Source organism: Geobacillus sp. Y412MC52 (genome assembly GCF_000174795.2).
Lineage (GTDB): Bacteria > Bacillota > Bacilli > Bacillales > Anoxybacillaceae > Geobacillus > Geobacillus thermoleovorans.
Genome location: NC_014915.1, coordinates 3139174 through 3159855, shown reverse-complemented (window position 1 = coordinate 3159855; position 20682 = coordinate 3139174). Strand labels below are relative to the sequence as shown.

The 20682-nt window shown below is 54.9% G+C and carries 22 protein-coding genes; 17 read left to right on the top strand and 5 right to left on the bottom strand.

Annotation, left to right across the window (positions count from 1 at the left end):
- Positions 1-7 precede the first annotated feature (7 nt).
- The 4 genes from GYMC52_RS15670 to GYMC52_RS15655 all read left to right on the top strand — a co-directional run bounded on the left by GYMC52_RS15670 (position 8) and on the right by GYMC52_RS15655 (position 3242).
- Positions 8-1072 carry a branched-chain amino acid ABC transporter permease gene (locus GYMC52_RS15670; RefSeq protein WP_013524564.1) on the top strand — a complete coding sequence of 355 codons (1065 nt, stop codon included), beginning with the start codon at positions 8-10 and terminating at the stop codon, positions 1070-1072.
- Entirely contained in the window at positions 1069-1839 is a 771-nt protein-coding gene (locus GYMC52_RS15665) for an ABC transporter ATP-binding protein (protein WP_013144285.1), read from the top strand. The genes GYMC52_RS15670 and GYMC52_RS15665 overlap by 4 nt, the downstream gene beginning before the upstream one ends.
- A complete protein-coding gene (locus tag GYMC52_RS15660; RefSeq protein ID WP_013524563.1) occupies positions 1839-2564 on the top strand; it encodes an ABC transporter ATP-binding protein in 726 nt (241 codons plus the stop codon). Before GYMC52_RS15665 ends, GYMC52_RS15660 begins: the two co-directional genes overlap by 1 nt.
- Before the next feature lie 210 nt (positions 2565-2774).
- Positions 2775-3242 (top strand): flavin reductase family protein, encoded by a 468-nt coding sequence (locus GYMC52_RS15655; RefSeq protein ID WP_013524562.1) that lies wholly within the window; start codon positions 2775-2777, stop codon positions 3240-3242.
- Positions 3243-3378: 136 nt separating this feature from the next.
- Here the strand turns inward: GYMC52_RS15655 and GYMC52_RS15650 are convergent, their stop codons facing one another.
- On the bottom strand, positions 3379-3942 hold the full coding sequence (locus GYMC52_RS15650; protein ID WP_013144288.1) for an FAD-dependent oxidoreductase: 564 nt from the start codon (positions 3940-3942) through the stop codon (positions 3379-3381).
- 404 nt (positions 3943-4346) lie between these two features.
- Between GYMC52_RS15650 and GYMC52_RS15645 the strand changes: the two genes are divergently transcribed.
- The 6 genes from GYMC52_RS15645 (at position 4347) to GYMC52_RS20230 (ending at position 9670) form a co-directional block, all read left to right on the top strand.
- Positions 4347-6179, top strand: a complete 1833-nt coding sequence (locus tag GYMC52_RS15645) for a pyruvate kinase (protein WP_343203263.1) — start codon at positions 4347-4349, stop codon at positions 6177-6179.
- A 177-nt stretch (positions 6180-6356) separates the two neighbouring features.
- The gene (locus GYMC52_RS15640) at positions 6357-6920 is read left to right on the top strand and encodes a biotin transporter BioY (RefSeq protein WP_013144290.1); all 564 of its coding nucleotides are present in this window, start codon (positions 6357-6359) and stop codon (positions 6918-6920) included.
- 2 nt (positions 6921-6922) lie between these two features.
- On the top strand, positions 6923-7639 hold the full coding sequence (gene bioD / locus GYMC52_RS15635) for a dethiobiotin synthase (RefSeq protein ID WP_013524560.1): 717 nt from the start codon (positions 6923-6925) through the stop codon (positions 7637-7639).
- Positions 7629-9008, top strand: a complete 1380-nt coding sequence (bioA, locus tag GYMC52_RS15630; protein ID WP_013524559.1) for an adenosylmethionine--8-amino-7-oxononanoate transaminase — start codon at positions 7629-7631, stop codon at positions 9006-9008. Before bioD ends, bioA begins: the two co-directional genes overlap by 11 nt.
- Positions 9009-9238: 230 nt before the next feature.
- Positions 9239-9433 carry a hypothetical protein gene (locus tag GYMC52_RS15625; RefSeq protein WP_011232484.1) on the top strand — a complete coding sequence of 65 codons (195 nt, stop codon included), beginning with the start codon at positions 9239-9241 and terminating at the stop codon, positions 9431-9433.
- 102 nt (positions 9434-9535) lie between these two features.
- Positions 9536-9670 carry a hypothetical protein gene (locus tag GYMC52_RS20230; protein ID WP_011232483.1) on the top strand — a complete coding sequence of 45 codons (135 nt, stop codon included), beginning with the start codon at positions 9536-9538 and terminating at the stop codon, positions 9668-9670.
- Positions 9671-9894: 224 nt separating this feature from the next.
- On the opposite strand, the gene GYMC52_RS15620 is transcribed toward GYMC52_RS20230, so the two are convergent.
- From GYMC52_RS15620 to GYMC52_RS15610, 3 genes are all read right to left on the bottom strand, one after another.
- Complete coding sequence (locus tag GYMC52_RS15620) at positions 9895-10230, bottom strand: spore coat protein (protein ID WP_013524558.1); 336 nt, start codon at positions 10228-10230, stop codon at positions 9895-9897.
- 396 nt (positions 10231-10626) lie between these two features.
- Positions 10627-11907 (bottom strand): IS110 family transposase, encoded by a 1281-nt coding sequence (locus GYMC52_RS15615; protein ID WP_012820465.1) that lies wholly within the window; start codon positions 11905-11907, stop codon positions 10627-10629.
- A gap of 109 nt (positions 11908-12016) precedes the next feature.
- Positions 12017-12274 (bottom strand): hypothetical protein, encoded by a 258-nt coding sequence (locus GYMC52_RS15610; protein ID WP_013524557.1) that lies wholly within the window; start codon positions 12272-12274, stop codon positions 12017-12019.
- 164 nt (positions 12275-12438) lie between these two features.
- Between GYMC52_RS15610 and GYMC52_RS15605 the strand changes: the two genes are divergently transcribed.
- The gene (locus GYMC52_RS15605) at positions 12439-13356 is read left to right on the top strand and encodes a proline dehydrogenase family protein (protein ID WP_013144294.1); all 918 of its coding nucleotides are present in this window, start codon (positions 12439-12441) and stop codon (positions 13354-13356) included.
- 231 nt (positions 13357-13587) lie between these two features.
- Here GYMC52_RS15605 and GYMC52_RS18960 read toward each other — a convergent pair whose 3' ends face one another.
- Positions 13588-13737 (bottom strand): YuzL family protein, encoded by a 150-nt coding sequence (locus GYMC52_RS18960; protein ID WP_011232479.1) that lies wholly within the window; start codon positions 13735-13737, stop codon positions 13588-13590.
- 187 nt (positions 13738-13924) lie between these two features.
- On the opposite strand from GYMC52_RS18960, the gene GYMC52_RS15600 reads away from it, so the two are divergent.
- The 6 genes from GYMC52_RS15600 to GYMC52_RS15575 all read left to right on the top strand — a co-directional run bounded on the left by GYMC52_RS15600 (position 13925) and on the right by GYMC52_RS15575 (position 20673).
- Positions 13925-16312 carry a 3-hydroxyacyl-CoA dehydrogenase/enoyl-CoA hydratase family protein gene (locus GYMC52_RS15600; RefSeq protein WP_013524556.1) on the top strand — a complete coding sequence of 796 codons (2388 nt, stop codon included), beginning with the start codon at positions 13925-13927 and terminating at the stop codon, positions 16310-16312.
- 27 nt (positions 16313-16339) lie between these two features.
- Positions 16340-17512: an acetyl-CoA C-acetyltransferase gene (locus GYMC52_RS15595; RefSeq protein WP_011232477.1), complete on the top strand. Its 1173-nt coding sequence runs from the start codon at positions 16340-16342 to the stop codon at positions 17510-17512.
- A 137-nt stretch (positions 17513-17649) separates the two neighbouring features.
- Positions 17650-19434, top strand: coding sequence for an acyl-CoA dehydrogenase family protein (locus GYMC52_RS15590; RefSeq protein ID WP_013524555.1), 1785 nt, complete (start codon positions 17650-17652; stop codon positions 19432-19434).
- A gap of 82 nt (positions 19435-19516) precedes the next feature.
- A complete protein-coding gene (locus GYMC52_RS15585) occupies positions 19517-19882 on the top strand; it encodes an arsenate reductase family protein (RefSeq protein WP_013144297.1) in 366 nt (121 codons plus the stop codon).
- 95 nt (positions 19883-19977) lie between these two features.
- Entirely contained in the window at positions 19978-20361 is a 384-nt protein-coding gene (gene gcvH, locus GYMC52_RS15580) for a glycine cleavage system protein GcvH (protein ID WP_013144298.1), read from the top strand.
- A 75-nt stretch (positions 20362-20436) separates the two neighbouring features.
- On the top strand, positions 20437-20673 hold the full coding sequence (locus GYMC52_RS15575) for a YusG family protein (protein ID WP_013144299.1): 237 nt from the start codon (positions 20437-20439) through the stop codon (positions 20671-20673).
- Positions 20674-20682 lie beyond the last annotated feature (9 nt).

Here is a 20682-nt window from a genome sequence, read left to right as displayed (position 1 = left end):
CGGATGGATGGAGCGCGTTCAACAAATGGCGGATGGGAGGAAACGATGGCCCTTGCTTGCCGGCGCAGCTGTCTGGCTCGGTCTCCCCTGGCTCGTCTTCGGCAATAACTACGTGCTAAGCACTCTGATTCTCATCGGGCTGTACGCGCTCGTGAGCACAGGGATGACGCTGTTGATGGGATATGCGGGCCAAATTTCGCTCGGTCAGGCGGCGTTTTACGGCATCGGCGCTTATGCGTCCGCCTATTTGACCGCGAATGCGGGATGGCCGTCCTGGCTGGCGCTGGCTGCCGGCGCGGTTTTGGCTGCATTGGTGGCGCTTGTGGTCGGCATTCCAGTTTTTCGGCTGCGTGAGCATTATTTGGCGTTGGCGACGTTAGGCTTTGGCGTCATTATGTTTACATTTTTCAAGGAATGGAAAGAGATCACGGGAGGGTTAAATGGCTTTTTTGGCATTCCGCCGATCCGTATAGCTGGGGTTCCGTTGCAAAGCGATCTCCAGTTTTACTACCTCGTTTCGTTGTTTGTTCTGGCCGGGTTATGGTTTGCCCGCAACATCGTCCGCTCCCGGGTCGGAAGGGCGCTGCGGGCGATTCATGGAAGCGAGGTGGCGGCAAGCTCCCTTGGAGTGAACATTTCAAAATACAAGCTGCAAATCTTTATGCTCAGCGCTGTCTACGCTTCGATTGCCGGGAGCTTATACGCCCATTATGTTACGTTTATCAATCCGGACTTATTCGGCATCGTCCCGTCGATTTCCTTTTTGATTATGGTGGTGATCGGTGGATCGGCCCATGTGTGGGGCGGGCTCGTCGGCGCGGCCGTCTATGTTTGTTTAGGAGAATGGCTCAAAGCCGTTGTCCCGCTGTTGCTTCCGAATGCCGGTGGAGAGTTTGAAATTGTCTTTTTTGGCTTGTTGTTGGTGGTCATGTTGATTTATATGCCGAACGGGTTGACGGGTGTGATGCAAAAGAGGATGCGGCGCTTTTTTGAAATGGGCGGACGTCAAGAGAAGCAGATAGCCACAGTTGAGAGGCATAAGGCGCGTTCGATCGGAGGGGAGCGGGGATGAGCGCAGTGTTGCTCGAAGTGGAGCAATTGTCCAAGTCGTTTGGCGGCGTTCAGGCGGTGCAGAACGTGTCCTTTCACGTGAAAAAAGAAGAAATCGTCGCGGTGATCGGGCCGAACGGGGCGGGCAAAACGACCTTGTTCAATATGATCAGCGGCATTATTCCGCCGACGAGTGGTCTCGTTCGTTTTCAAGGAGCCATGGTCAGCGGCAAACAACCGCACGAGTTGGCGATGCTGGGAATGACAAGGACGTTTCAAAACTTGCAGCTGTTTGCCGAGATGACAGTATTGGAAAATGTGATGGTTGGATTTCATTCACGGTTGAAGAGCGGAATCCTCAGCGCCGGCTTTCGGCTGCCGCGTACGGTGAAAGAAGAAAAGCAAGCGCAGAAACAGGCGTTTTCCTGCCTCGAGCAGGTCGGTTTGGCCCATCTCGCCTGGGAGCGGGCAGGCACGCTGCCATATGGGATGCAGCGGCTCGTGGAAATCGCTCGGGCGGCTGTGTCTCGTCCTTCGCTCATTTTGCTTGACGAACCGATGGCCGGGCTGAACCCGCAAGAATCAAAGCAGCTCGTTGATGTGTTGCTGGCGATGAGGGAACAAGGCTTTACCTTTTTGTTCGTGGAACATGATATGGAAACGGTGATGGCGATCGCGGACCGGATCGTTGTCCTCGATTATGGCAAAAAAATCGCCGAAGGGGCGCCGGAAGAGATTGCGCGGCATCCTGATGTCCTCAAGGCGTATTTGGGAGAGGAGGCGGTCTGATGCTCGTGCTTCGCAACGTTCATGTCTACCACGGCCATTTGCACGTATTGAAAGGAATCGATTTGCACGTCGGCCAAGGAGAAATCGTGGCGATTGTCGGCGCCAACGGGGCGGGCAAAAGCACGCTGCTCGGCACGATTGCCGGCGTCTACGCTCCAACCGAAGGGGAGATTCTTTTTGAACATAAACCGCTTCCATACGGAAAGGTGGAGCAAATTGTTGAAAAAGGTATTTGCCTTGTGCCGGAGAGGCGGCAAATTTTTGACAGCCTGTCCGTGAGGGATAACTTGCTGCTGGGGGCGTACCGCCGCCACCGCCGCGACGGACAGGAAGTGAAGCGCGACTATGAGCGGGTGCTTGAACTGTTCCCGAAACTGCAAACGATGCTCGACCGTCCGGGAGGACTATTAAGCGGCGGCGAACAGCAAATGCTGGCGATCGCCCGCGGGCTGATGGCGAGACCGAAGCTGCTCTTGCTTGACGAACCATCGTTAGGGCTGGCGCCGCTTGTGGTCAAGGAAGTGATGGGGATGCTGACACAGCTCTGCGATCAATTTCAGACGGCCATGATTCTTGTCGAGCAAAACGTGCGAGCCGCCCTGCAGACAGCGGATGAGGCGTATGTGTTGGAACGGGGAAGCATCGTGGTGCACGGAAAGGCCGCCGAGCTGCTTGCCGATGAGCGGGTGGCAGAGGCGTACCTTGGAGCGGCGTGCCGCCGATGACAGCCGTATATCGTCGTTGTTTCTTTCCCCTATTTCTGCTATGATGGGGGTAGATTTGACCCTCATTTCGGCATGAATGGGGCCTAGCCATAGAGGCAAGATGTCGGACGAAGCGCCCGTCGTGGGGAAACATCAAGAAGGAAAGCCGCCCAACCGCCAGCGGAAGGCGCAGGGCGGCTGATGACGAAAAGGGAAGGATGGGAGAACCGTATGGATGATCGTACATTTCGCAGAGCCATGGGAAAATTTGCGACCGGCGTGACGGTCGTGACGACCGAATTTCAAGGGGAAGCGAAAGGAATGACGGCGAACGCGTTTATGTCCGTTTCGCTCGACCCGAAACTTGTCGTCGTCTCCATTGGCCATAAAGCGCGAATGCATGACATTGTCAAGCAAACGGGGAAATTTGCCGTCAACATTTTGCGGCGCGATCAAGAGGAGTTGTCGCGCTTGTTTGCCGGCCAGTTGAAAGAAGAGCGCCCCGTTTCGTTTGATTGGGTGAACGGCCATCCGATTTTGCCGGAGGCGTTGGCGAATATTTTATGCAACGTCCACAGCACGTACGTGGCCGGCGATCATACGCTTTACTTTGGGGAAGTGACCGATATTTTGATGAAAGACGAACCGGGCGACCCGCTCTTGTTTTTTGAAGGGAAGTACCGGAGCATTGGACAATAAGCGCCCTTGGATGGATCGGGGCCGCTATGTCGATGCGGGGACGACGCAACAGGCGTTTCAGCCCGTCATCTTGCGTCCCGGCCGTTTCCATGGCGCTATTAGAAAAGGTGTCCCGCTGTTTGGGACACCTTCGTTGTTATTTTTTCAATACATCGTGATCAACGTACCGTTCGCCGTTCAGTTCGCTGATGACGTTGATGGCGACTTTCGCCCCGTCGCCCGCTGTGATGATCGTATGAACGCTGACGCCGGCCACCGTCCCTGCCGCCCAAATGCCGTCGATGTTCGTTTTGCCATTGGCGTCGACGTCAATGACCGTTTTAATGCGCGGCTCCGTGCCCGGTTTGGTGCGCAGGCCGATTTTTTCCGCGAGATCCGTGGCGACGCCGGTGGCGAAGATGACGTGTTTCGCTTCATAGGATCCGGTTTCCGTTTCAAGGCGGAATCCCCCGTCTGTTTTTTGCACATTTGTCACTTGCGTTTCCACCAATTCCGCCCCGAATTTTGCGGCTTGCTTTTTCCCGGTTTCCACCAATTCCGGGCCGCTGATTTCCGGAACCCCGTAATGGTTTTCCACCCAAGCGCGCTTTGTCATGCCTTTGTCGCTGTCAAACAAGACCGTTTTCTTCCCGGCTTTGGCGGCGAAAATCGCAGCGCTTGCCCCCGCAGGCCCGGCGCCGATGATGGCGATGTCGTACATCGTGACCGCCTCCTTCTTTTGAATATTGGCACTATTATTACCTTATCACAAATGGAAAAAGAGTCCAAATGATCTGCTCATTATTTATAATTATTATCATTTTGTATTTACTTTAAATAATCATGGGTGTATAATAGATACCAAACACGCAGCAAAGGGGAGGAAACGCGTGAATAAACCGGCCGTTTGTGAACAGTGCGGTCAGCCGTTGCGGCGGCTGAAACATTCGTTGCTTTGCCAGTGCGGGATGAAAATGGTTGTGCAAAAATAATACAGCGAAAAGCGGCTTCTTGTTTCTGTCGCATTCAACCGGCGAATGGCGCCGGTTTTTTTCTGTCCTCATTTGGGGCGGCGGCGAATATATAAAAGTAAAACCGCATTTTTCACAAGGGTTGGTGCCGCTGATGCACGACAAACGAGATTTGGGCGCCCGCTTGGCCGACTTTTACCGAGGGATGGCGGAGTGGGTGGGACAAAAGCAGAAGTATTTTCCTCTTCCATCCCATGAAGAGAGCCGGGATCAGTTGCTTGCTTACTTATATATGAGGGAGCATATGCCGTCGGATTTGCGTGAAGCGATGGAAGACGCCGGATGGCGGCTCGAGGGGCAAGAGGCTCATCTCATCGACGCGATCGAACGAGTTTTGGCCTATTTGCGCACGCGGGTTGATGGCGGATGGGAGCTTCGAAAGATGACAAGAAAGGAAGCGAAACAGTTGCTTCATAAACGGGCGGAGGCAGTGTTCGGAAGCCCAAGTTCTGTTCGGCCGACACGCATTATGGTGACGATGGACGAGGCATGGGTGGATGAGCCGGGGCTGATCGAGCGGCTGCTTCTTTATGGCATGGACATCGCCCGCATCAACTGCGCCTACGGTTCTCCGGAAACGTGGGAGGCGCTCGTGGCCATCATTCGTCAAGCCGAGAAGCAGTTGGAGCAACAGCTGCAGGGGAGGCGATGCCGCATTTACATGGATCTGCCGGGGCCAAAAATCCGGGTCGACCGCTTGGCAGTCAACGCGGGGCCGATGAAGCTCTCTGTGAAGAAAAATCTATATGGAGAGCCAATGGAGCCGCTCTTCGGCCTCATTTCCTTCTCTTCTTCCCCGCCGCCGTCTCCGCTCCCCCGCGATGTTTCATTCTTGTGGCAGTTGACGGCTGAGGACGGAGCGACCGTCGAAGAAGGGGATGAACTGCTGTTTACCGATGTGCGCGGAAAAAAACGAAAACTTCGGGTCACTGAACAAATCGCGCCGTCTTGTTTTAAAGTTCTTCTTTCGCGGACGGCCTATGTGCAAAAAGGGATGAAACTGCGGCGCGGGTCGGCTTCTTTCACTCTATGTTCTGTTTTGTTCATACCAATGAAAGCGTTTGTCACGGTCGGTACACCGCTGTATATTTATTTCGATGACGCTGCGTTTGCGGAGGCGCAGAATGGCTGCGGTGTGAAAATGACGACGACGTTGGCGAAAGCGTGGCGCAATGTGCGGGCGGGAGACCGCCTTTATTTGAACGACGGCCAAATTGCAGCGCGGGTCGTGAAAGTGCACGAGCGGCATGTAGAGGCCAAAGTCGTTGCCGATGGCGGAAAGCGAAAAGCGATTAAGCAAGGAACGGGCATCCATCTTCCCGATTCGTTTCTCCATTTGACGGTTCCGCCGCTCACCGACCGCGACCTTGAATGGATTCCGTTCATCGCGAGATGGGCGGATATCGTCGGGCTGTCGTTTGTTCAGGCCCCTCATGACCTGCGAAAGCTTTATCATTTGCTTGCCGAACAAGGAGCTGGTTCTCTCCCGGTGATCGCGAAAATCGAAACGCGGGCGGCGCTTCATAACTTCGTTCGCATCTTGCTTGAGGGATTGAAGTTTCCGGCGTTTGGTGTGATGATTGCGCGCGGCGATTTGGCCCTGGAGATCGGATTTGAACATCTTGCGGCCGCACAGAACGACGTTTTGGCGCTATGCCGGGCGGCTCACATCCCGGTCATTTGGGCGACGCAAGTGCTTGAACAAATGGCGAAAAAGGGAATTCCGTCGCGCGCGGAAATCTCGGATGTTTTTCTTGGAAAACAGGCACAATGCATCATGTTGAACAAAGGAAGGCATATTGCGGAGGCGGTGCGCTTATTGTCGTCGTTGTTGGAAAAGGAGGAGAGGCAGAGTGGATCGCTGGCGATGCCGAAAACGGACGGCGAACGGATGAACCTGCTTAACTTGTGGGAGGATGAAGGGTGAGCGTTGGCCACTGCTTCCGCCGTCTGTTTGAGAAATGAGCCGCGCCAAAAAAGGAGTCCTGCTGTGTTAGGGGGCTCCGTATTTTTTGTCTAAATGTAAACCTATATAAAAATAAAGTTGACAAATAAAAAACATATCAGGCACAATAGAAACAAATATTTGGAGAGGAGGGGAAACGTGCACATCCGTTCCTTTGTTTGGGCAGCCTTTTTTGCCGCGTTGACGGCGGTCGGCGGATTCATCAAAATCCCGGTGCCGTATGTGCCGTTTACGCTGCAAATCGCCGCAGTCTATTTGTCGGGATGTCTGCTTGGTCCAAGAACAGGAGCGCTCAGCCAGATGCTTTACGTGTTGATCGGGCTGGCGGGCGCACCGGTGTTTGCGGAAGGAGGCGGGCTCGGTTATATTTGGAAGCCGACGTTTGGGTACTTGCTTGGCTTCATTGCTGGAGCGTATACGTGCGGCTCGCTTGTGCACCGCTTTCAATGGACAAGAGCGCAGGACATATGGAAGGCGAATTTGGCGGCATTGTTCGTCGTGTATGCGTTTGGCTGCACGTGGCTGTACATAGCAATGAAATGGATCGCGGAGACTCCGCTTTCCATCGGCCAAACGCTATGGTTCGGCTTTCTTCTTCCGGTGCCGGGGGATCTCGTGCTTTGCGCCGTTTGTTCCGTCGTGGCGGCGCGCGTATGGCCGCGCGTCCGACCGATCATGATGACTCGAGGGATGGGGGGATAAGAATGGGAAACGCCATTTTCATGACGGGAACAGGAACAGAAATCGGCAAAACGGTCGTCACTTCCATCGTGGCGTTGGCGCTGGAGCGGCTTGGGATGAAGGTCGGCGTGTTTAAACCGGTTCAGACTGGACTGGCCGAAGACGGGGTGTCGTTTGCCGAACAATATTGGTACGAACGAGTGGCGAAGATTCCGACATCAGAAGGCATGTACTATATGGAACCGGCGATGTCGCCGCATTTAGCGGCGAAGTTGACCGGCACGTCCATCGAACCAGAGAGGGTGGCCGAACGGTTGGAATGGCTTACGCAGCGCTATGATGTGGTGCTCGTCGAAGGAGCGGGAGGGTTGGCCGTTCCGTGGTGCGAGCGCGACGGACGATGGTATATGACGAGCGATTTTGTCCGCGACTATGAGGTGCCGGCGATTCTCGTGTCGCTCTCAAGCCTTGGTGCGATTCATCACGCGGTGACGACGGCAGCCTATGCGAACGCACAAGGCATTCGTCTGCTTGGCCTGATGTTCAATCAGTTTCAGGAGCAAGAGATCATCCACCAAAACAATGTCGAAACGATCGCCGCCTTGCTTCGGCTGCCGGTGCTGGCGGTCGTGCCGCTCCTTCCTGCAGTCTCAAGGCGGGAACTGGAAACCTTAGCTCAGCGTTGGATCGAACAAGGAAAGGCGAAACAATTGCTGGAGGTGCTTAGCGTTGGCGTATAGCTACGAGCAATTGGAACAGTGGGACAAGCAGTACGTCTGGCATCCATTTACGCAAATGAAGCAGTATGCCAAAGAACGCCCCTTGATCATTGAACGCGGGCAAGGAAGCTATTTGTACGATTTCGACGGCAACCGGTACTTGGACGGCTATGCGTCGCTATGGGTCAATGTCCACGGCCATAACGATCCGGAGCTGAATGCGGCGCTTCGCGAGCAATTGGAGAAAATTGCCCATTCGACATTGCTTGGTTCGGCGAATGTGCCGTCGATTTTGTTGGCCAAACGGCTGCTTGAATATTGGCCGCACATGTCAAAAGTGTTTTATTCCGATACCGGGGCGGCGGCGGTGGAAATCGCGCTCAAGATCGCCTATCAGTATTGGAAAAACATCGACCCGGTCCAATATGCGAAGAAGAACAAGTTTGTCTCGTTGAAGGAAGCGTACCACGGCGATACGGTCGGGGCGGTGAGCGTTGGCGGCATGGAAACGTTCCACCGCATTTTTGCGCCGCTTTTGTTTGAGCGGATCGAAGTGCCGTCGCCGTACGTGTACCGTATGGACGAATACGGAAGCGAGCAGGAGATCGTCGGCTATTGTTTGCGCGAGCTTGAACGGGTGCTTGAGGAGCAGCACGATCAAATCGCCGCGGTTGTCATCGAGCCGCTTGTGCAAGGAGCGGCGGGGATCATCGTCCATCCGCGCGGGTTTTTAAAAGGAGTGGAAAGGCTTTGCCGCCGGTATGGGGTGCTCTTCATTTGCGACGAGGTCGCCGTCGGCTTTGGCCGCACCGGCACCATGTTCGCTTGTGAGCAGGAAGAGGTGCAGCCTGATCTTGTCTGCCTTGGGAAAGGGATCACGGGAGGATATTTGCCGCTCGCGGCCACACTGGTCACGGAAGAGATTTATGCGGCATTTCTCGGCGATGTGGACGAAGACAAAACGTTTTACCACGGCCATACGTACACGGGAAACCAGCTCACTTGTTCCGTTGCGCTGAAAAACATCGAGCTCATCGAAAAACGCGGCTTGATTGACAGCGTCAAGCGGAAGGCGCGCCGGCTGGCCGAATGGCTTGAGCGGTTGTATGAAATTCCAATTGTTGGCGACATCCGGCAAAAAGGCTTGATGTGCGGCATTGAAATCGTGAAAGACCGAAGAACGAAAGAAGTGTTTCCGCGCGCGGCCATGGTGGAGCACCGGATCATCCTCGAAGCGCGCCGGAGGGGGCTTGTCATCCGTCCGCTCGGCCCGGTGTTGACGTTCATTCCGGTTCTTTCGATGAGCGAAGACGAAATGGCTGAGGCGGTGCGTATTTTGTTCGATTCGATCGCCTGTTTGTACGAACAGGCGCGCACGGAGCTTCTATAAGCGGGGGCGGCGGACAGCCGCCTGTTTTTGTTTTTGGAATATACTAGAAATAATAGGAGATAGTTCCCTTTAATGAGAATATCTTTTAGAAAGAAGCCTTCCTTTGCATTCACGGATCGATGATTTGGGAGAAATCGCCGTTTTTCACCAGCCTTCTAGGTACTGGCCTAAGCAGCGGGCGTTTTTCCTGCATACAGTGGGACTAAAGCAAGCGGAAGGGGGGAAGCAAGATGAGCCATCTCCAAGTGGCGGATGAGCGCATTTGGCGGCCGTGGGGCTGGTGGTTTTGGCGGCCGCGCCCATTTTTCTTCGGCGCTCCATTTTTTGGCGCTCCGTTTTTCGGCGGCTTTTTAGGCGGTTTGCTCGGGAGCGCATTGGTTCCGCCGTTTTTCTATCCGTGGTGGTATGGCCCCATTTGGTGGTGAGAAACCGGCAAGGGGTGGGCGGACGGCCCACCCTCTTTTCTTGTTGTTGCATATGAATAAAGTGTAGTTAGTATTCTAGCTTTGGGGAAAGGAGAAGGAACGATGCTATTTCCAGGATTGTTGTTTGGCGCCCCATTTGTCGGCGGCTTCTTGGGCGGACTGCTCGGCGGCGCGTTGGCTCCGCGTCCGTTTTACCCGTACCCGCCGTACCCGCCGTATCCAGGCTGGTGGTATTAATCGTCTATTCATGAAAGAATAAGCATCCCTGTGGAACAAGAAGGGATGCTTATTCAATGATCCCGGTGTCGCGGATGCGGACGTCCGCTGTTTGCAGCATGCTCCACACTGATTCGGATGGCGCTGCCATCCCTTTCTCCCCTTTCTCCCCTTTCTGCGCCCTGTCTTCTTAACGGATGGAGAAAGAGGATGTCCTTCTGCCGTTCGGACATCCCCTCGTTTTGTTATTGCATGGCATTTCGTTGATAAGGGAGCTGATTCGTATACCCTTGGAACTGCTGGTACGTTTGCTGAAGCTTTTGCGGATCGGCGACTTCAAGCTTGTACCATCCTTTTTTGAACATCAAATTGTACAAGTCGCGCTGACAGTTTTGCGTTTCGGTGAAAATATTCATCATATCTTGATATAACGGTTGGTTGCTCGCTTCATGCAAAAAGACGCTGTACGACAAGGTCATGTATTTTTCCGTCGTCAACATGTCGTTTAGAAAATCGCGCTCGTTCATTTGCGGCGTTTTCGGCACTTGCATCTCCGGATTTTGCACTTGTTTCGTGTTCATGCGGCGTTCCTCCCTCTAGAAATGTTGATTTATCAAGGCTTTTCGGCCCCTCAGGGGTGTCCAAAAAATATTTTTCGACAAAATCCCTTACATCCTTTTTCAGTTTTGTGGATATCTTACAGACCTAGGGTGCGCTTCGCGGCCACGGCTGGGGATATTTTCCTTCCGTGGGGAGAAGCGTATTCGATGCACCCTTTGGATCTCCGCGTCGCTGATGAGGACGAACCCTCCCATGTCTCCGGGCGTCTTCGCGCCAACATTCCCTCGTTCGGTCTCGTCATCAGGCGGAGGCCGGCCAAGCTCCTTTGGGGACTCAAGGTCGAATGGATAAAATCACGCCAGCTTCTCCGGTGTCATCCTGTTGTCCAACGATTCTTCCGTTCGCAGGGGGAGGCCTTAGGCCGCCCGTTGCACCTGGGACAAGACGTCCTGTTTCATTCGCTCCGCGTCAAAGGCTTGTTTCTTCGTACAAATCGCAAACAGCACATTCAACAGCTTCCGGCATAATGCGACGATGGACTGCTTTCCGGTCAGCGGATTGACGGGGCGGGTCGTGTAATAGTCATGCAGCTCGCGAAACGCCTCGTTGTGCCGGATCAGCGGAATCATCGCCCGAAACAGCACCGATCGCAGCCGTTTCCGTCCCCGTTTGGAGATGTGCTTTTGCCCTTTGCGCTGGCCGGAGGAGTTCTCTTTGAGCGTCAGGCCCGCCAACTTCACCAATTGACGCGGGTCCCGATAGTGGGCGAAGCTGCCGATCTCCGCCAGCAGATCGATGATCGTGGCGTCTCCCAACCCGTCGACCGTTTTCAGCCATTGATACTCCATCGTCGTTTGAACCAACGCCTTCAACTCGGCGTCCAACGCGGCGATCTCAGCCTCCAATTGGCGGTATCGGCGGACGAGCGCGGCGATTTCAAACCGGGCCATCGTCGTCCCTTCCGTCACCCCAATCGAGTCCTTCGCGGCGTCGATCAACGCCTGAATTTTGGCCTTCTGCGGGCATTTCAGCCCTTCGCTTTGCCGGTACACCTCGATGAGCTCCTCGGCGGATCGGCTGGCCATATCGGCCGGAAGCGGCGTCCACTCCAGCACCGAAAGCGCCGTTTTCCCCAGGTCGCGAAACACCGTCCAAAACTCTGGAAAGTATCGGTCGGTCCAGCGGACGATCGCGTTTTTCACCGCCGTCTGTTCCTTGCGGAGCTTCTCTTTGAGCGTGCTCCCGACGCGCAAATCGGCTTCGATCTCGTGCAGCAGCCGGGGGACGAGGAATCGTCCGTCTTTCGCCAGTCTGGCGATGACTAGGGCGTCTTTGGCGTCATGTTTCGTCGGCAGGTTGTCATCGAGTTCTTTCGACCGGCACACATGCGCCGGGTTGACCATGACCAACGGGATCCCGTGCTCCTCGAGGAAGTAGGCCAGGTTCAACCAGTAGTGCCCGGTCGGCTCCACCGCGACGATCACCTGCGGCTTTCCGAACGCTTGCATCGCCTCCTGAATCGCTTCATACAGCTGGCGAAAGCCCTCTTTCGACTGGAAGATCGGGAACGATTTGCGAAGCACACGCCCCCGGTCATCCACGAAGCAGGCGTAGTGGGTTCGTTTCGCGATATCGATGCCCACGACAAGCGTTTGTTCGGTGACTTGATTGATTTTCTGATTTTGTGTACAATTCATTTGAAGTCCTCCTTGGTATGGTGAGTGATGTGTTTGACACCCCTGCATCATACCAAGAGGGCTTTTTTTGATCAAGTCCCCGGAAAAGCTCCTAACGGGAATGCTCCTTTCACATCACCGGCGGCTGCGGCGGGTTTTGCAAATGGCGCAAAATCATGTCGTAATGGCGCTGATGCATCTGTCCAGCGCGCTCAATCGCCTGCACCACTTCAGGGTCTCGGCATTGCGAGGCGAAAAAGTGCGCTTTTTTCGCCGCGAGCAAGTTCCACGACATCATGTCGGAAAAATACATGGCGTCTTTTGTGGACACCATTTGCGGCGGCCCGGGCATCGCCGCCTGCGGGTTCATTTGTGGTTGCTGTTGCATCATTGTTCGCTCCTTTCGTCGGTTGTTCGCTTGTAGATTGTGCAGAGAGTGGAAAATTATGCGCATATAAAAAATAAACCGTGGGGAAAAAACATATTCAATTGAATTGAAACATGGTACAATAAGAATGGTGAATGCGTTTCCATACAAGGAGGCTTGCAACAGTGGAGCAGTTGATGCGCGATTTTTTCCTGTTCTTATCGAAAAATAAAACATTGACGAAATGGGCGAAACGATACGGCCTCCGCTTCGGCGCTTCACGGTTTGTCGCCGGCGAAACGATCGAGGAAGCGGTGCGCGTCATCCGCCAGCTGAACGAAAAAGGATTGGCGGTCACGGTCGACTATTTGGGTGAGTTTGTCGACAATGAGCAGGAAGCGAATGAGATGGCGCGCCATTGCTTGGAGGCGATTGAGGCGATCAGCCGGGAGAAGTTGAACTCGCAGCTGTCGCTGAAAATGACATCGATGGGGCTTGATATTTCCGATGAGCTTGTCATGCGCAACATGCGCCGCATTTTGGATGCGGCAAAACAGCGCGGCGTGTTTGTGACGATCGATATGGAAGACTATTCGCGCTGCCAAAAGACGCTGGACATTTTTAAAACGTTGAAAAAAGAATACGACAACGTCGGCACGGTGCTGCAGGCGTATTTGTACCGGACGGAACAAGACATTGAAGATTTAAAGCCGTACCGCCCGAACTTGCGGCTCGTCAAAGGAGCGTACAAAGAATCGCCGGAGGTGGCGTTTCCGGATAAAAAAGATGTCGATGAGAACTTTAAGAAGATCATTAAAATGCATTTGCTAAACGGCAACTATACGGCGGTGGCGACGCATGACGACGCCATCATCGAATATACGAAGCAGCTCGTCAAAGAATACAACATTCCCAACAGCCAGTTTGAATTCCAAATGCTGTACGGCATCCGCCCGGAGCGCCAAGTGCAGCTGGCGCGCGAAGGATATACGATGCGCGTGTACGTTCCGTACGGCACGGACTGGTATGGCTATTTTATGCGCCGGCTCGCCGAACGGCCGGCCAACGTGGCGTTTGTTTTAAAAGGCATCCTCCGCAAGTAGGGGCGCAAAACAGAGGAAAACGCCGGCGGCCGCCGAGCGTTCGGGCGCAGAAGGGGACAGGCATCCAGCGGCAACGGCCATCAAGCCTTTTTGGATTTCAGACAAACGCCGTTGCATGTCACGGGGCGTCGGGCGGTCATTTGAGGTAAACGCCGTTCCAGATCGTGCGTCCTCTCTTTGTTTTTTCCCTATATTTGCAGCTATGACAGGCGGGAGCTGACGCCATGGGCGTCAGTCCCCTTGCATGTTGTGCTTTTTGTACTGCTGGTTTTGGCTTGTCCGCTTGCCGCCGCCGTCGGCTTCGACCGTCGGGCCGGCGTTTCCTTTGACGCTTGCGGCGCTGACGCCGCGTTCAGATGGATTTTTTTTCAACCGGGCCATCGGTGGCTCACCTCCTGATCGTTAGTATGAGCAACATTTCGGAGTGCGATGTCGGGAAAAATGCGCGCAAATATATTGCGAAAATTACCAACATACTATATATTTATTTATAGAGAGCGGTTTCAACGATATTTTTTTCATCAAAAAATGAATGACCATTCATTCAATGGTGTGAGGGGGAACCGAAATGGTAAAACGCATTCGGCGCGCCGCGGTGCTCGGGTCCGGCGTCATGGGTTCGGGCATTGCCGCCCATTTGGCGAACGTCGGCATTCCGACGCTGCTGTTGGATATCGTGCCGCGGGAATTGACGAAAGAGGAAGAAGCAAAAGGTTGGACGCTCGAGCATAAACAAGTGCGCAACCGCCTCGCCAATCAGGCGCTGGAAAGGCTGCTCAAGCAAAAACCGGCGCCGCTCATGTCCAAAGACAACATCGCTTTGATTGAAACGGGCAACTTCGAGGATGACTTCCACCGGCTCGCGGAAGTCGATTGGATCATTGAAGCGGTCGTTGAAAAGCTGGAAGTGAAAAAAGAAGTCTTCGCTCGCGTCGACGAGGTGCGGACGCCGGGGACGATCGTCAGCTCGAACACATCCGGCATCTCGATCGCCGCAATGGCGGAGGGGCGTTCGGATGATTTCAAAAAACACTTTTTAGGCACGCATTTCTTCAATCCGCCGCGCTATTTGAAGCTGCTTGAGATCATCCCGACGGAGCATACGGATCCAGACGTCGTCGCCTATATGAAATCGTTCGGCGAAGACGTGCTCGGCAAAGGCGTCGTCATGGCGAAAGATACGCCGAACTTCATCGCCAACCGGATCGGCACGTACGGGTTGCTTGTCACCGTCCGCGAGATGATGCAAGGCGGCTACAGCGTCGGCGAGGTCGATTCGGTGACGGGGCCGCTCATCGGCCGGCCGAAAAGCGCGACGTTCCGCACGCTTGACGTCGTCGGGCTCGATACGTTCGTGCATGTCGCCAACAACGTGTATGAAAACGTCGAAGGGGAAGAAAAAGAGGCGTTCCGCGTGCCGGAGTTTATGAAAACGATGCTTGAAAATGGCTGGCTCGGCAGCAAATCCGGACAAGGCTTTTTCCTCAAGCAAGGAAAAGACATTCTCGAGCTGAACTACGTCACGATGCAATACGAGCCGCGCAAAAAGCTTGTCACCCCGGCGGTGGAGATGGCGAAGCAGGCGAAAGGAGCCGCCGCCAAGCTGCAAACGCTCGTGTATGCCGATGGCGACCGCGCGGGAACGCTCCTTTGGAACATCATCGCGCCGACATTGCTGTACACCGCCCGCCTTGTCGGGGAGATTGCCGACGACATCGTGGCGATCGATCAGGCGATGAAGTGGGGGTTCGGCTGGGAGCAAGGTCCGTTTGAACTGTGGGATGCGATCGGCCTCGAGAAGTCGGTGCGCAAAATGCAGGCGGAAGGGCGCGACATCCCGTCGTGGATCACGGACATGCTCGCCGACGGAGCCACATCGTTCTATAAAACGGAAAACGGCCGGCTGTTCTATTATGCGCCGGGCGGGTATAAAACAGTAGAAGAAAACGAAAAAGTCATCCACATCCGCCGGCTGAAAGAGGCGCGCGGCGTCATCAAGAAAAATGCCGGCGCCAGCCTCATTGACCTCGGCGACGACGTGGCGCTTCTGGAGTTCCATTCGCCGAACAACGCGATTGGCGCCGATATTGTCCAAATGATCAACGAGGCGCTTGAGGAAGTCAACCGCAACTACAAAGGTCTCGTCATCGGCAACCAAGGGAAAAACTTCTGCGTCGGCGCGAACTTGGCGATGATGCTCATGGAGGCGCAAGACGAAAACTTTTTTGAATTGGAACTTGCCGTTCGCCAGTTCCAGCAAGCGCTTCTCAAAATGAAGTACAATCCGAAGCCGGTCGTCGTCGCGCCGTTTGCCATGACGTTAGGCGGCGGGGCGGAAGTGAGCTTGGCGGCTTCGCGCATCCAAGCGGCGGCCGAGACGTACATCGGGCTCGTCGAAGTCGGCGTCGGCTTGATTCCGGGCGGCGGCGGCAACAAGGAGCTGTACATCAAACGGTTGAACAGCCTGCCGCGCGGCGTGGACGTCGACTACGTCAAAATCGCGGCCAGCGTATTTGAAACGATCGCCATGGCGAAAGTGTCGACGTCAGCGGCGGAAGCGCGCGAGCTTGGCTTCTTGAATCACCGCGACGGCATCACGATGAACGGCGACCATCTGCTGTATGAAGCGAAACAGGCGGTGCTCTCGATGTATGAGGAAGGGTACCGGCCTCCTGTAAGGAAGAAAGTGCCGGTGGCCGGCGAAAGCGGCTATGCCGCCATGCTGCTTGGGGCGCAGTCGATGTTCCATTCCGGCTACATCAGCGAGCACGATTTGAAAATCGCGAAAAAATTGGCGTATGTTCTAGCCGGCGGCAAAGTGCCGTACGGAACGGAAGTCGACGAGCAATATTTGCTCGATCTCGAGCGCGAGGCGTTTTTGAGCCTCATCGGCGAGCCGAAGACGCAAGCGCGCATGCAGCATATGCTTGTGAAAGGAAAACCGCTCCGCAACTAAAGCGGAGGAGATCAAGGGGGGATTGGCGTGAGAGAAGCGGTCATTGTCGCAGGTGCGCGCACACCGGTCGGCAAAGCGAAAAAAGGAACGCTCGCCCACGTGCGGCCGGATGATTTAGGGGCGCTCGTCGTCAAAGAAACGATCAAGCGCGCGGGGAACTATGAAGGAAACATTGACGACTTGATTATCGGGTGCGCCATGCCGGAGGCGGAGCAAGGATTGAACATCGCCCGCAACATCGGCGCGCTCGCCGGGCTGCCGTATACCGTGCCGGCGATCACGATCAACCGGTATTGCTCGTCCGGTTTGCAGGCGATCGCCTATGCGGCGGAACGGGTGATGCTCGGCCATTCCGATACGGTCATCGCCGGCGGGGTCGAATCGATGAGCATGGTGCCGATGATGGGGCATGTCGTCCGCCCGAACGCCCGCTTGGCGGAAGAAGCGCCGGAATACTACATGTCGATGGGGCACACTGCCGAGCAAGTGGCGAAAAAATACGGCGTCAGCCGCGAGGACCAAGACGCGTTCGCGGTGCGCAGCCACCAGCGCGCCGCCAAGGCGATTGCCGAAGGAAAATTCAATGAAGAAATCGTGCCGGTCGAGGTGACGGTGCGCAAAGTAGAAGGCAACAAACTCGTTGAGGAGAAAGTCGTCTTTACACAAGATGAAGGCGTGCGCCCGGACACGAATATGGAAACGCTCGCGAAACTCCGGCCGGCGTTTGCGGTAAACGGCACCGTCACCGCCGGCAACGCGTCGCAAATGAGCGACGGGGCGGCGGCGGTCATGGTGATGGACCGCGAAAAAGCGGAGTCGCTCGGCTTGAAGCCGCTCGGCAAGTTTCGTTCGTTCGCGGTTGCCGGCGTGCCGCCGGAAGTGATGGGGATCGGCCCGGTCGCTGCGGTGCCGAAAGCGTTGAAGCTGGCCGGCCTTGAGCTGTCCGACATCGGTTTGATCGAGCTGAACGAAGCGTTCGCCTCGCAATCGATCCAAGTCATCCGCGAACTTGGATTGGATGAAGACATTGTCAACGTCAACGGCGGGGCGATTGCTCTAGGCCACCCGCTCGGCTGCACGGGCGCGAAGCTGACCTTGTCTTTGCTTTACGAAATGCGGCGCCGCAACGTGCAGTTCGGCATCGTCACGATGTGCATCGGCGGCGGCATGGGAGCGGCTGGCGTGTTTGAGCTGCTGTAGCGGCAGCTGACAGCGAGCGGGCTTCATCAGCTCGCGCGAGGCATGCATCCGCATTTGCCCGGCTGCATGGAACGTCTATTTCCCGGGCGGCGTCGCCGCCCGGATCATCAATCATCTTTCGGGGGAGGAAATCAACGATGGCCAAAACGATGGAAGAAGCGATCAAAGGCGGCAGCTTTTTGATTGAAGACATTCCGGCGGAGCGCGTGTTTACGCCGGAAGATTTCACCGACGAGCATCATATGATTGCCAAAACGACGGAAGAGTATGTCAACAATGAAGTGCTCCCGCAGCTCGAGCATTTGGAAAACCACGAGTTTGACCGTTCCGTGAAATTGCTTCGCAAAGCGGGCGAGCTCGGCTTGTTAAGCGCTGACATTCCGGAAGAATACGGCGGTTTGGGCCTAGATAAAGTCAGCTCGGCCATCATTGCGGAAAAAATGGCGCCGGCCGGCGGTTTTGCCATTTCGCACGGGGCGCACGTCGGGATTGGCTCGCTGCCGATTGTGTTGTTTGGCACGGAAGAACAAAAACAAAAATATTTGCCGTATTTAGCGACCGGCGAAAAAATCGCCGCCTACGCCTTGACGGAGCCTGGCTCGGGTTCGGACGCCCTCGGCGCGAAAACGACGGCGAGATTAAACGCGGAAGGCACGCATTACATTTTAAACGGCGAAAAACAATGGATCACCAACTCCGGTTTTGCTGATGTGTTTGTCGTCTATGCAAAAGTCGACGGCGAACATTTCACCGCGTTCATCGTGGAACGCGACTTCCCGGGCGTTTCAACTGGTCCGGAAGAAAAGAAAATGGGGATTAAAAGCTCGTCGACAAGAACGCTCATTTTGCAAGATGTGCCGGTGCCGAAAGAAAACGTGCTCGGTGAAATCGGAAAAGGACATGTCATCGCCTTCAACATTTTGAACATCGGCCGCTACAAGCTTGGGTTAGGGGCGGTCGGCGGCGCGAAGCGGGCGTTGGAGATCACGCTCAAATACGCCAATCAGCGCCAGCAATTCAAACGGCCGATTTCGCAGTTTACGTTGACGCAGGAAAAATTCGCGACGATGGCGTCGCGCCTGTATGCCGCCGAAAGCTCGGTTTACCGCACGGTCGGCTTGTTCGATGAACGGATGGGCCTGCTTGATGCGGAAAAGGCGAAAGATGGCAAGGAAGTGGCGAAATCGATCGCCGAATATGCGATCGAATGCTCATTGAACAAGTTTTTTGCGACGGAAGTGCTCGATTACATCGTGGATGAAGGCGTGCAAATCCACGGCGGGTACGGCTTTATGCAGGAATACGAAATTGAGCGCGCCTACCGCGATTCGCGCATCAACCGCATTTTCGAGGGGACGAACGAAATCAACCGCCTTCTCGTGCCGGGCATGTATTTGAAAAAGGCGGTAAAAGGCGAGCTGCCGCTCTTCCAAAAAGCGCAGCAGCTTCAGGAAGAACTGATGATGATGGCGGCCGAGGAACCGGGTTCGGGCGTGCTCGAACAAGAAAAATATCTCGTGCGCAACGCGAAAAAAATCGCCTTGATGGTCGCCGGTTTAGCGGCGCAAAAATACGGCCAGCGCATTGAAGAAGAGCAAGAAGTGCTCGTCAACATCGCCGACATCGTCTCGAACATTTACGCGATGGAATCAGCGCTTTTGCGCACGGAAAAAGCGATTCAGGCGAGCGGTGAGGAGAAAAACAAACAAAAATTGCTGTACACGCAAATTTTCTGTCAAGAGGCGTTCAATGAAATTGAAGCCCATGCGAAAGAAACGCTCGTCGCCGTCGAACAAGGCGACACGCTGCGGATGATGCTCGCCGCGCTCCGCCGGCTGACGCGCCATACGCCGATCAATGTGATCGCGAAAAAACGCGAAGCGGCCGCCGCGCTCATTGAAGCCGAACGGTATATTGTGTGATAGATAATGGGAAGTGCCAGGCAGACTGCCTGGTGCTTCTTATTTGTTTGCCAAACAGCGGAAATGAAAGGGAGGAGTGAAGATGGCGCTCACGCTCTATTGGTATCCAAAATGCGGAACGTGCCGGAAGGCGAAGCGTTGGCTCGATGAACACGGCGTTGACGTGCGGACGGTGAACTTAGTCGACGAGCCGCTGACGAAAGAGGAGCTCGCCCGTTTGCACCGTCAAAGCGGGCTGCCGCTCAAAAAATTTTTCAACACGAGCGGGATGAAATACCGCGAGCTTGGCTTGAAGGACAAGCTCGACCGCGCATCGGAAGACGAGATGCTCGATTGGCTCGCCTCGGACGGGATGTTGGTCAAACGGCCGATTTTGACGGACGGCGAGCGGGTCGTCGTGGGCTTTCGCGAACAAGAATACGAGGCGTTTTTCGCGGCGGGGACATAAAAAATTTTTGCAAAATCGGGTGAATTCAGTGAGTTTTTGCGGAAAATCGGTTATGATGAAAAGGAATATACATTTTGTCGCAATGGAGGGATTCGATGAACACGCCGAAAGAACTTCGTTACACAAAGGAGCATGAATGGGTGCGCGTGGAAGGAGAGAACGTGCGCGTCGGCATTACGGATTACGCCCAATCAGAGCTTGGCGACATTGTCTTTGTCGAGCTGCCGGAAGTCGGCGCAGAGGTTGCGGCGAACGAGCCGTTCGGCAGCGTTGAATCGGTGAAAACGGTCTCGGAATTGTATGCGCCGATCAGCGGCACGGTGGTCGAAGTGAATGAGGCGTTAAATGACCATCCGGAGTACGTGAACGAATCGCCGTATGACAAAGCGTGGATGATTGTCGTCAAACCGAACGATTTGAGCGAAATCGACAATTTGTTGACGGCGGAACAATACGAGGCGATGATCAACGAAGGATAAACGTTCCTGCAATCTTCGCTTCGATTCGGGCACTCTATACATACCGGAATTTGATTGAAAAAAGGGGTGCTCGCGATGGCGCTGCAAACGACGCGCATAGATGTCACGGACCGGATCATCGGCAAACTGAACGGCCGCTCGCTGGAGCTGTACGAGGAAGGAGAGCTCATCGGGCGCCTTCCGCTTCCGGCGGCCGTCCCGTTGAAAAATGGGTATACCGAACAAAACGGAAGAATTTACAAACAGGTGACCGCTACCGTTGAGCCGGACCAAAAATATGTCGATTGCGACGGGGAAGCGGGCTGGTGTTGAAAGGCAACG

Excerpts from the sequence above, each read along its gene's own strand:
- GYMC52_RS15585 (WP_013144297.1), top strand. The coding sequence starts at position 19,517 with ATGGCGCTCACGCTCTATTGGTATCCAAAATGCGGAACGTGCCGGAAG.
- bioD (WP_013524560.1), top strand. The coding sequence starts at position 6,923 with ATGGGAAACGCCATTTTCATGACGGGAACAGGAACAGAAATCGGCAAA.
- GYMC52_RS15660 (WP_013524563.1), top strand. The coding sequence starts at position 1,839 with ATGCTCGTGCTTCGCAACGTTCATGTCTACCACGGCCATTTGCACGTA.
- GYMC52_RS15620 (WP_013524558.1), bottom strand. The coding sequence starts at position 10,230 with ATGAACACGAAACAAGTGCAAAATCCGGAGATGCAAGTGCCGAAAACG.
- GYMC52_RS15615 (WP_012820465.1), bottom strand. The coding sequence starts at position 11,907 with ATGAATTGTACACAAAATCAGAAAATCAATCAAGTCACCGAACAAACG.
- GYMC52_RS15670 (WP_013524564.1), top strand. The coding sequence starts at position 8 with ATGGAGCGCGTTCAACAAATGGCGGATGGGAGGAAACGATGGCCCTTG.
- GYMC52_RS15655 (WP_013524562.1), top strand. The coding sequence starts at position 2,775 with ATGGATGATCGTACATTTCGCAGAGCCATGGGAAAATTTGCGACCGGC.
- GYMC52_RS15665 (WP_013144285.1), top strand. The coding sequence starts at position 1,069 with ATGAGCGCAGTGTTGCTCGAAGTGGAGCAATTGTCCAAGTCGTTTGGC.
- gcvH (WP_013144298.1), top strand. The coding sequence starts at position 19,978 with ATGAACACGCCGAAAGAACTTCGTTACACAAAGGAGCATGAATGGGTG.
- GYMC52_RS15600 (WP_013524556.1), top strand. The coding sequence starts at position 13,925 with ATGGTAAAACGCATTCGGCGCGCCGCGGTGCTCGGGTCCGGCGTCATG.
- GYMC52_RS15575 (WP_013144299.1), top strand. The coding sequence starts at position 20,437 with ATGGCGCTGCAAACGACGCGCATAGATGTCACGGACCGGATCATCGGC.
- GYMC52_RS15590 (WP_013524555.1), top strand. The coding sequence starts at position 17,650 with ATGGCCAAAACGATGGAAGAAGCGATCAAAGGCGGCAGCTTTTTGATT.
- GYMC52_RS15650 (WP_013144288.1), bottom strand. The coding sequence starts at position 3,942 with ATGTACGACATCGCCATCATCGGCGCCGGGCCTGCGGGGGCAAGCGCT.
- GYMC52_RS15625 (WP_011232484.1), top strand. The coding sequence starts at position 9,239 with ATGAGCCATCTCCAAGTGGCGGATGAGCGCATTTGGCGGCCGTGGGGC.
- GYMC52_RS20230 (WP_011232483.1), top strand. The coding sequence starts at position 9,536 with ATGCTATTTCCAGGATTGTTGTTTGGCGCCCCATTTGTCGGCGGCTTC.
- GYMC52_RS15610 (WP_013524557.1), bottom strand. The coding sequence starts at position 12,274 with ATGCAACAGCAACCACAAATGAACCCGCAGGCGGCGATGCCCGGGCCG.
- GYMC52_RS18960 (WP_011232479.1), bottom strand. The coding sequence starts at position 13,737 with ATGGCCCGGTTGAAAAAAAATCCATCTGAACGCGGCGTCAGCGCCGCA.
- GYMC52_RS15645 (WP_343203263.1), top strand. The coding sequence starts at position 4,347 with ATGCACGACAAACGAGATTTGGGCGCCCGCTTGGCCGACTTTTACCGA.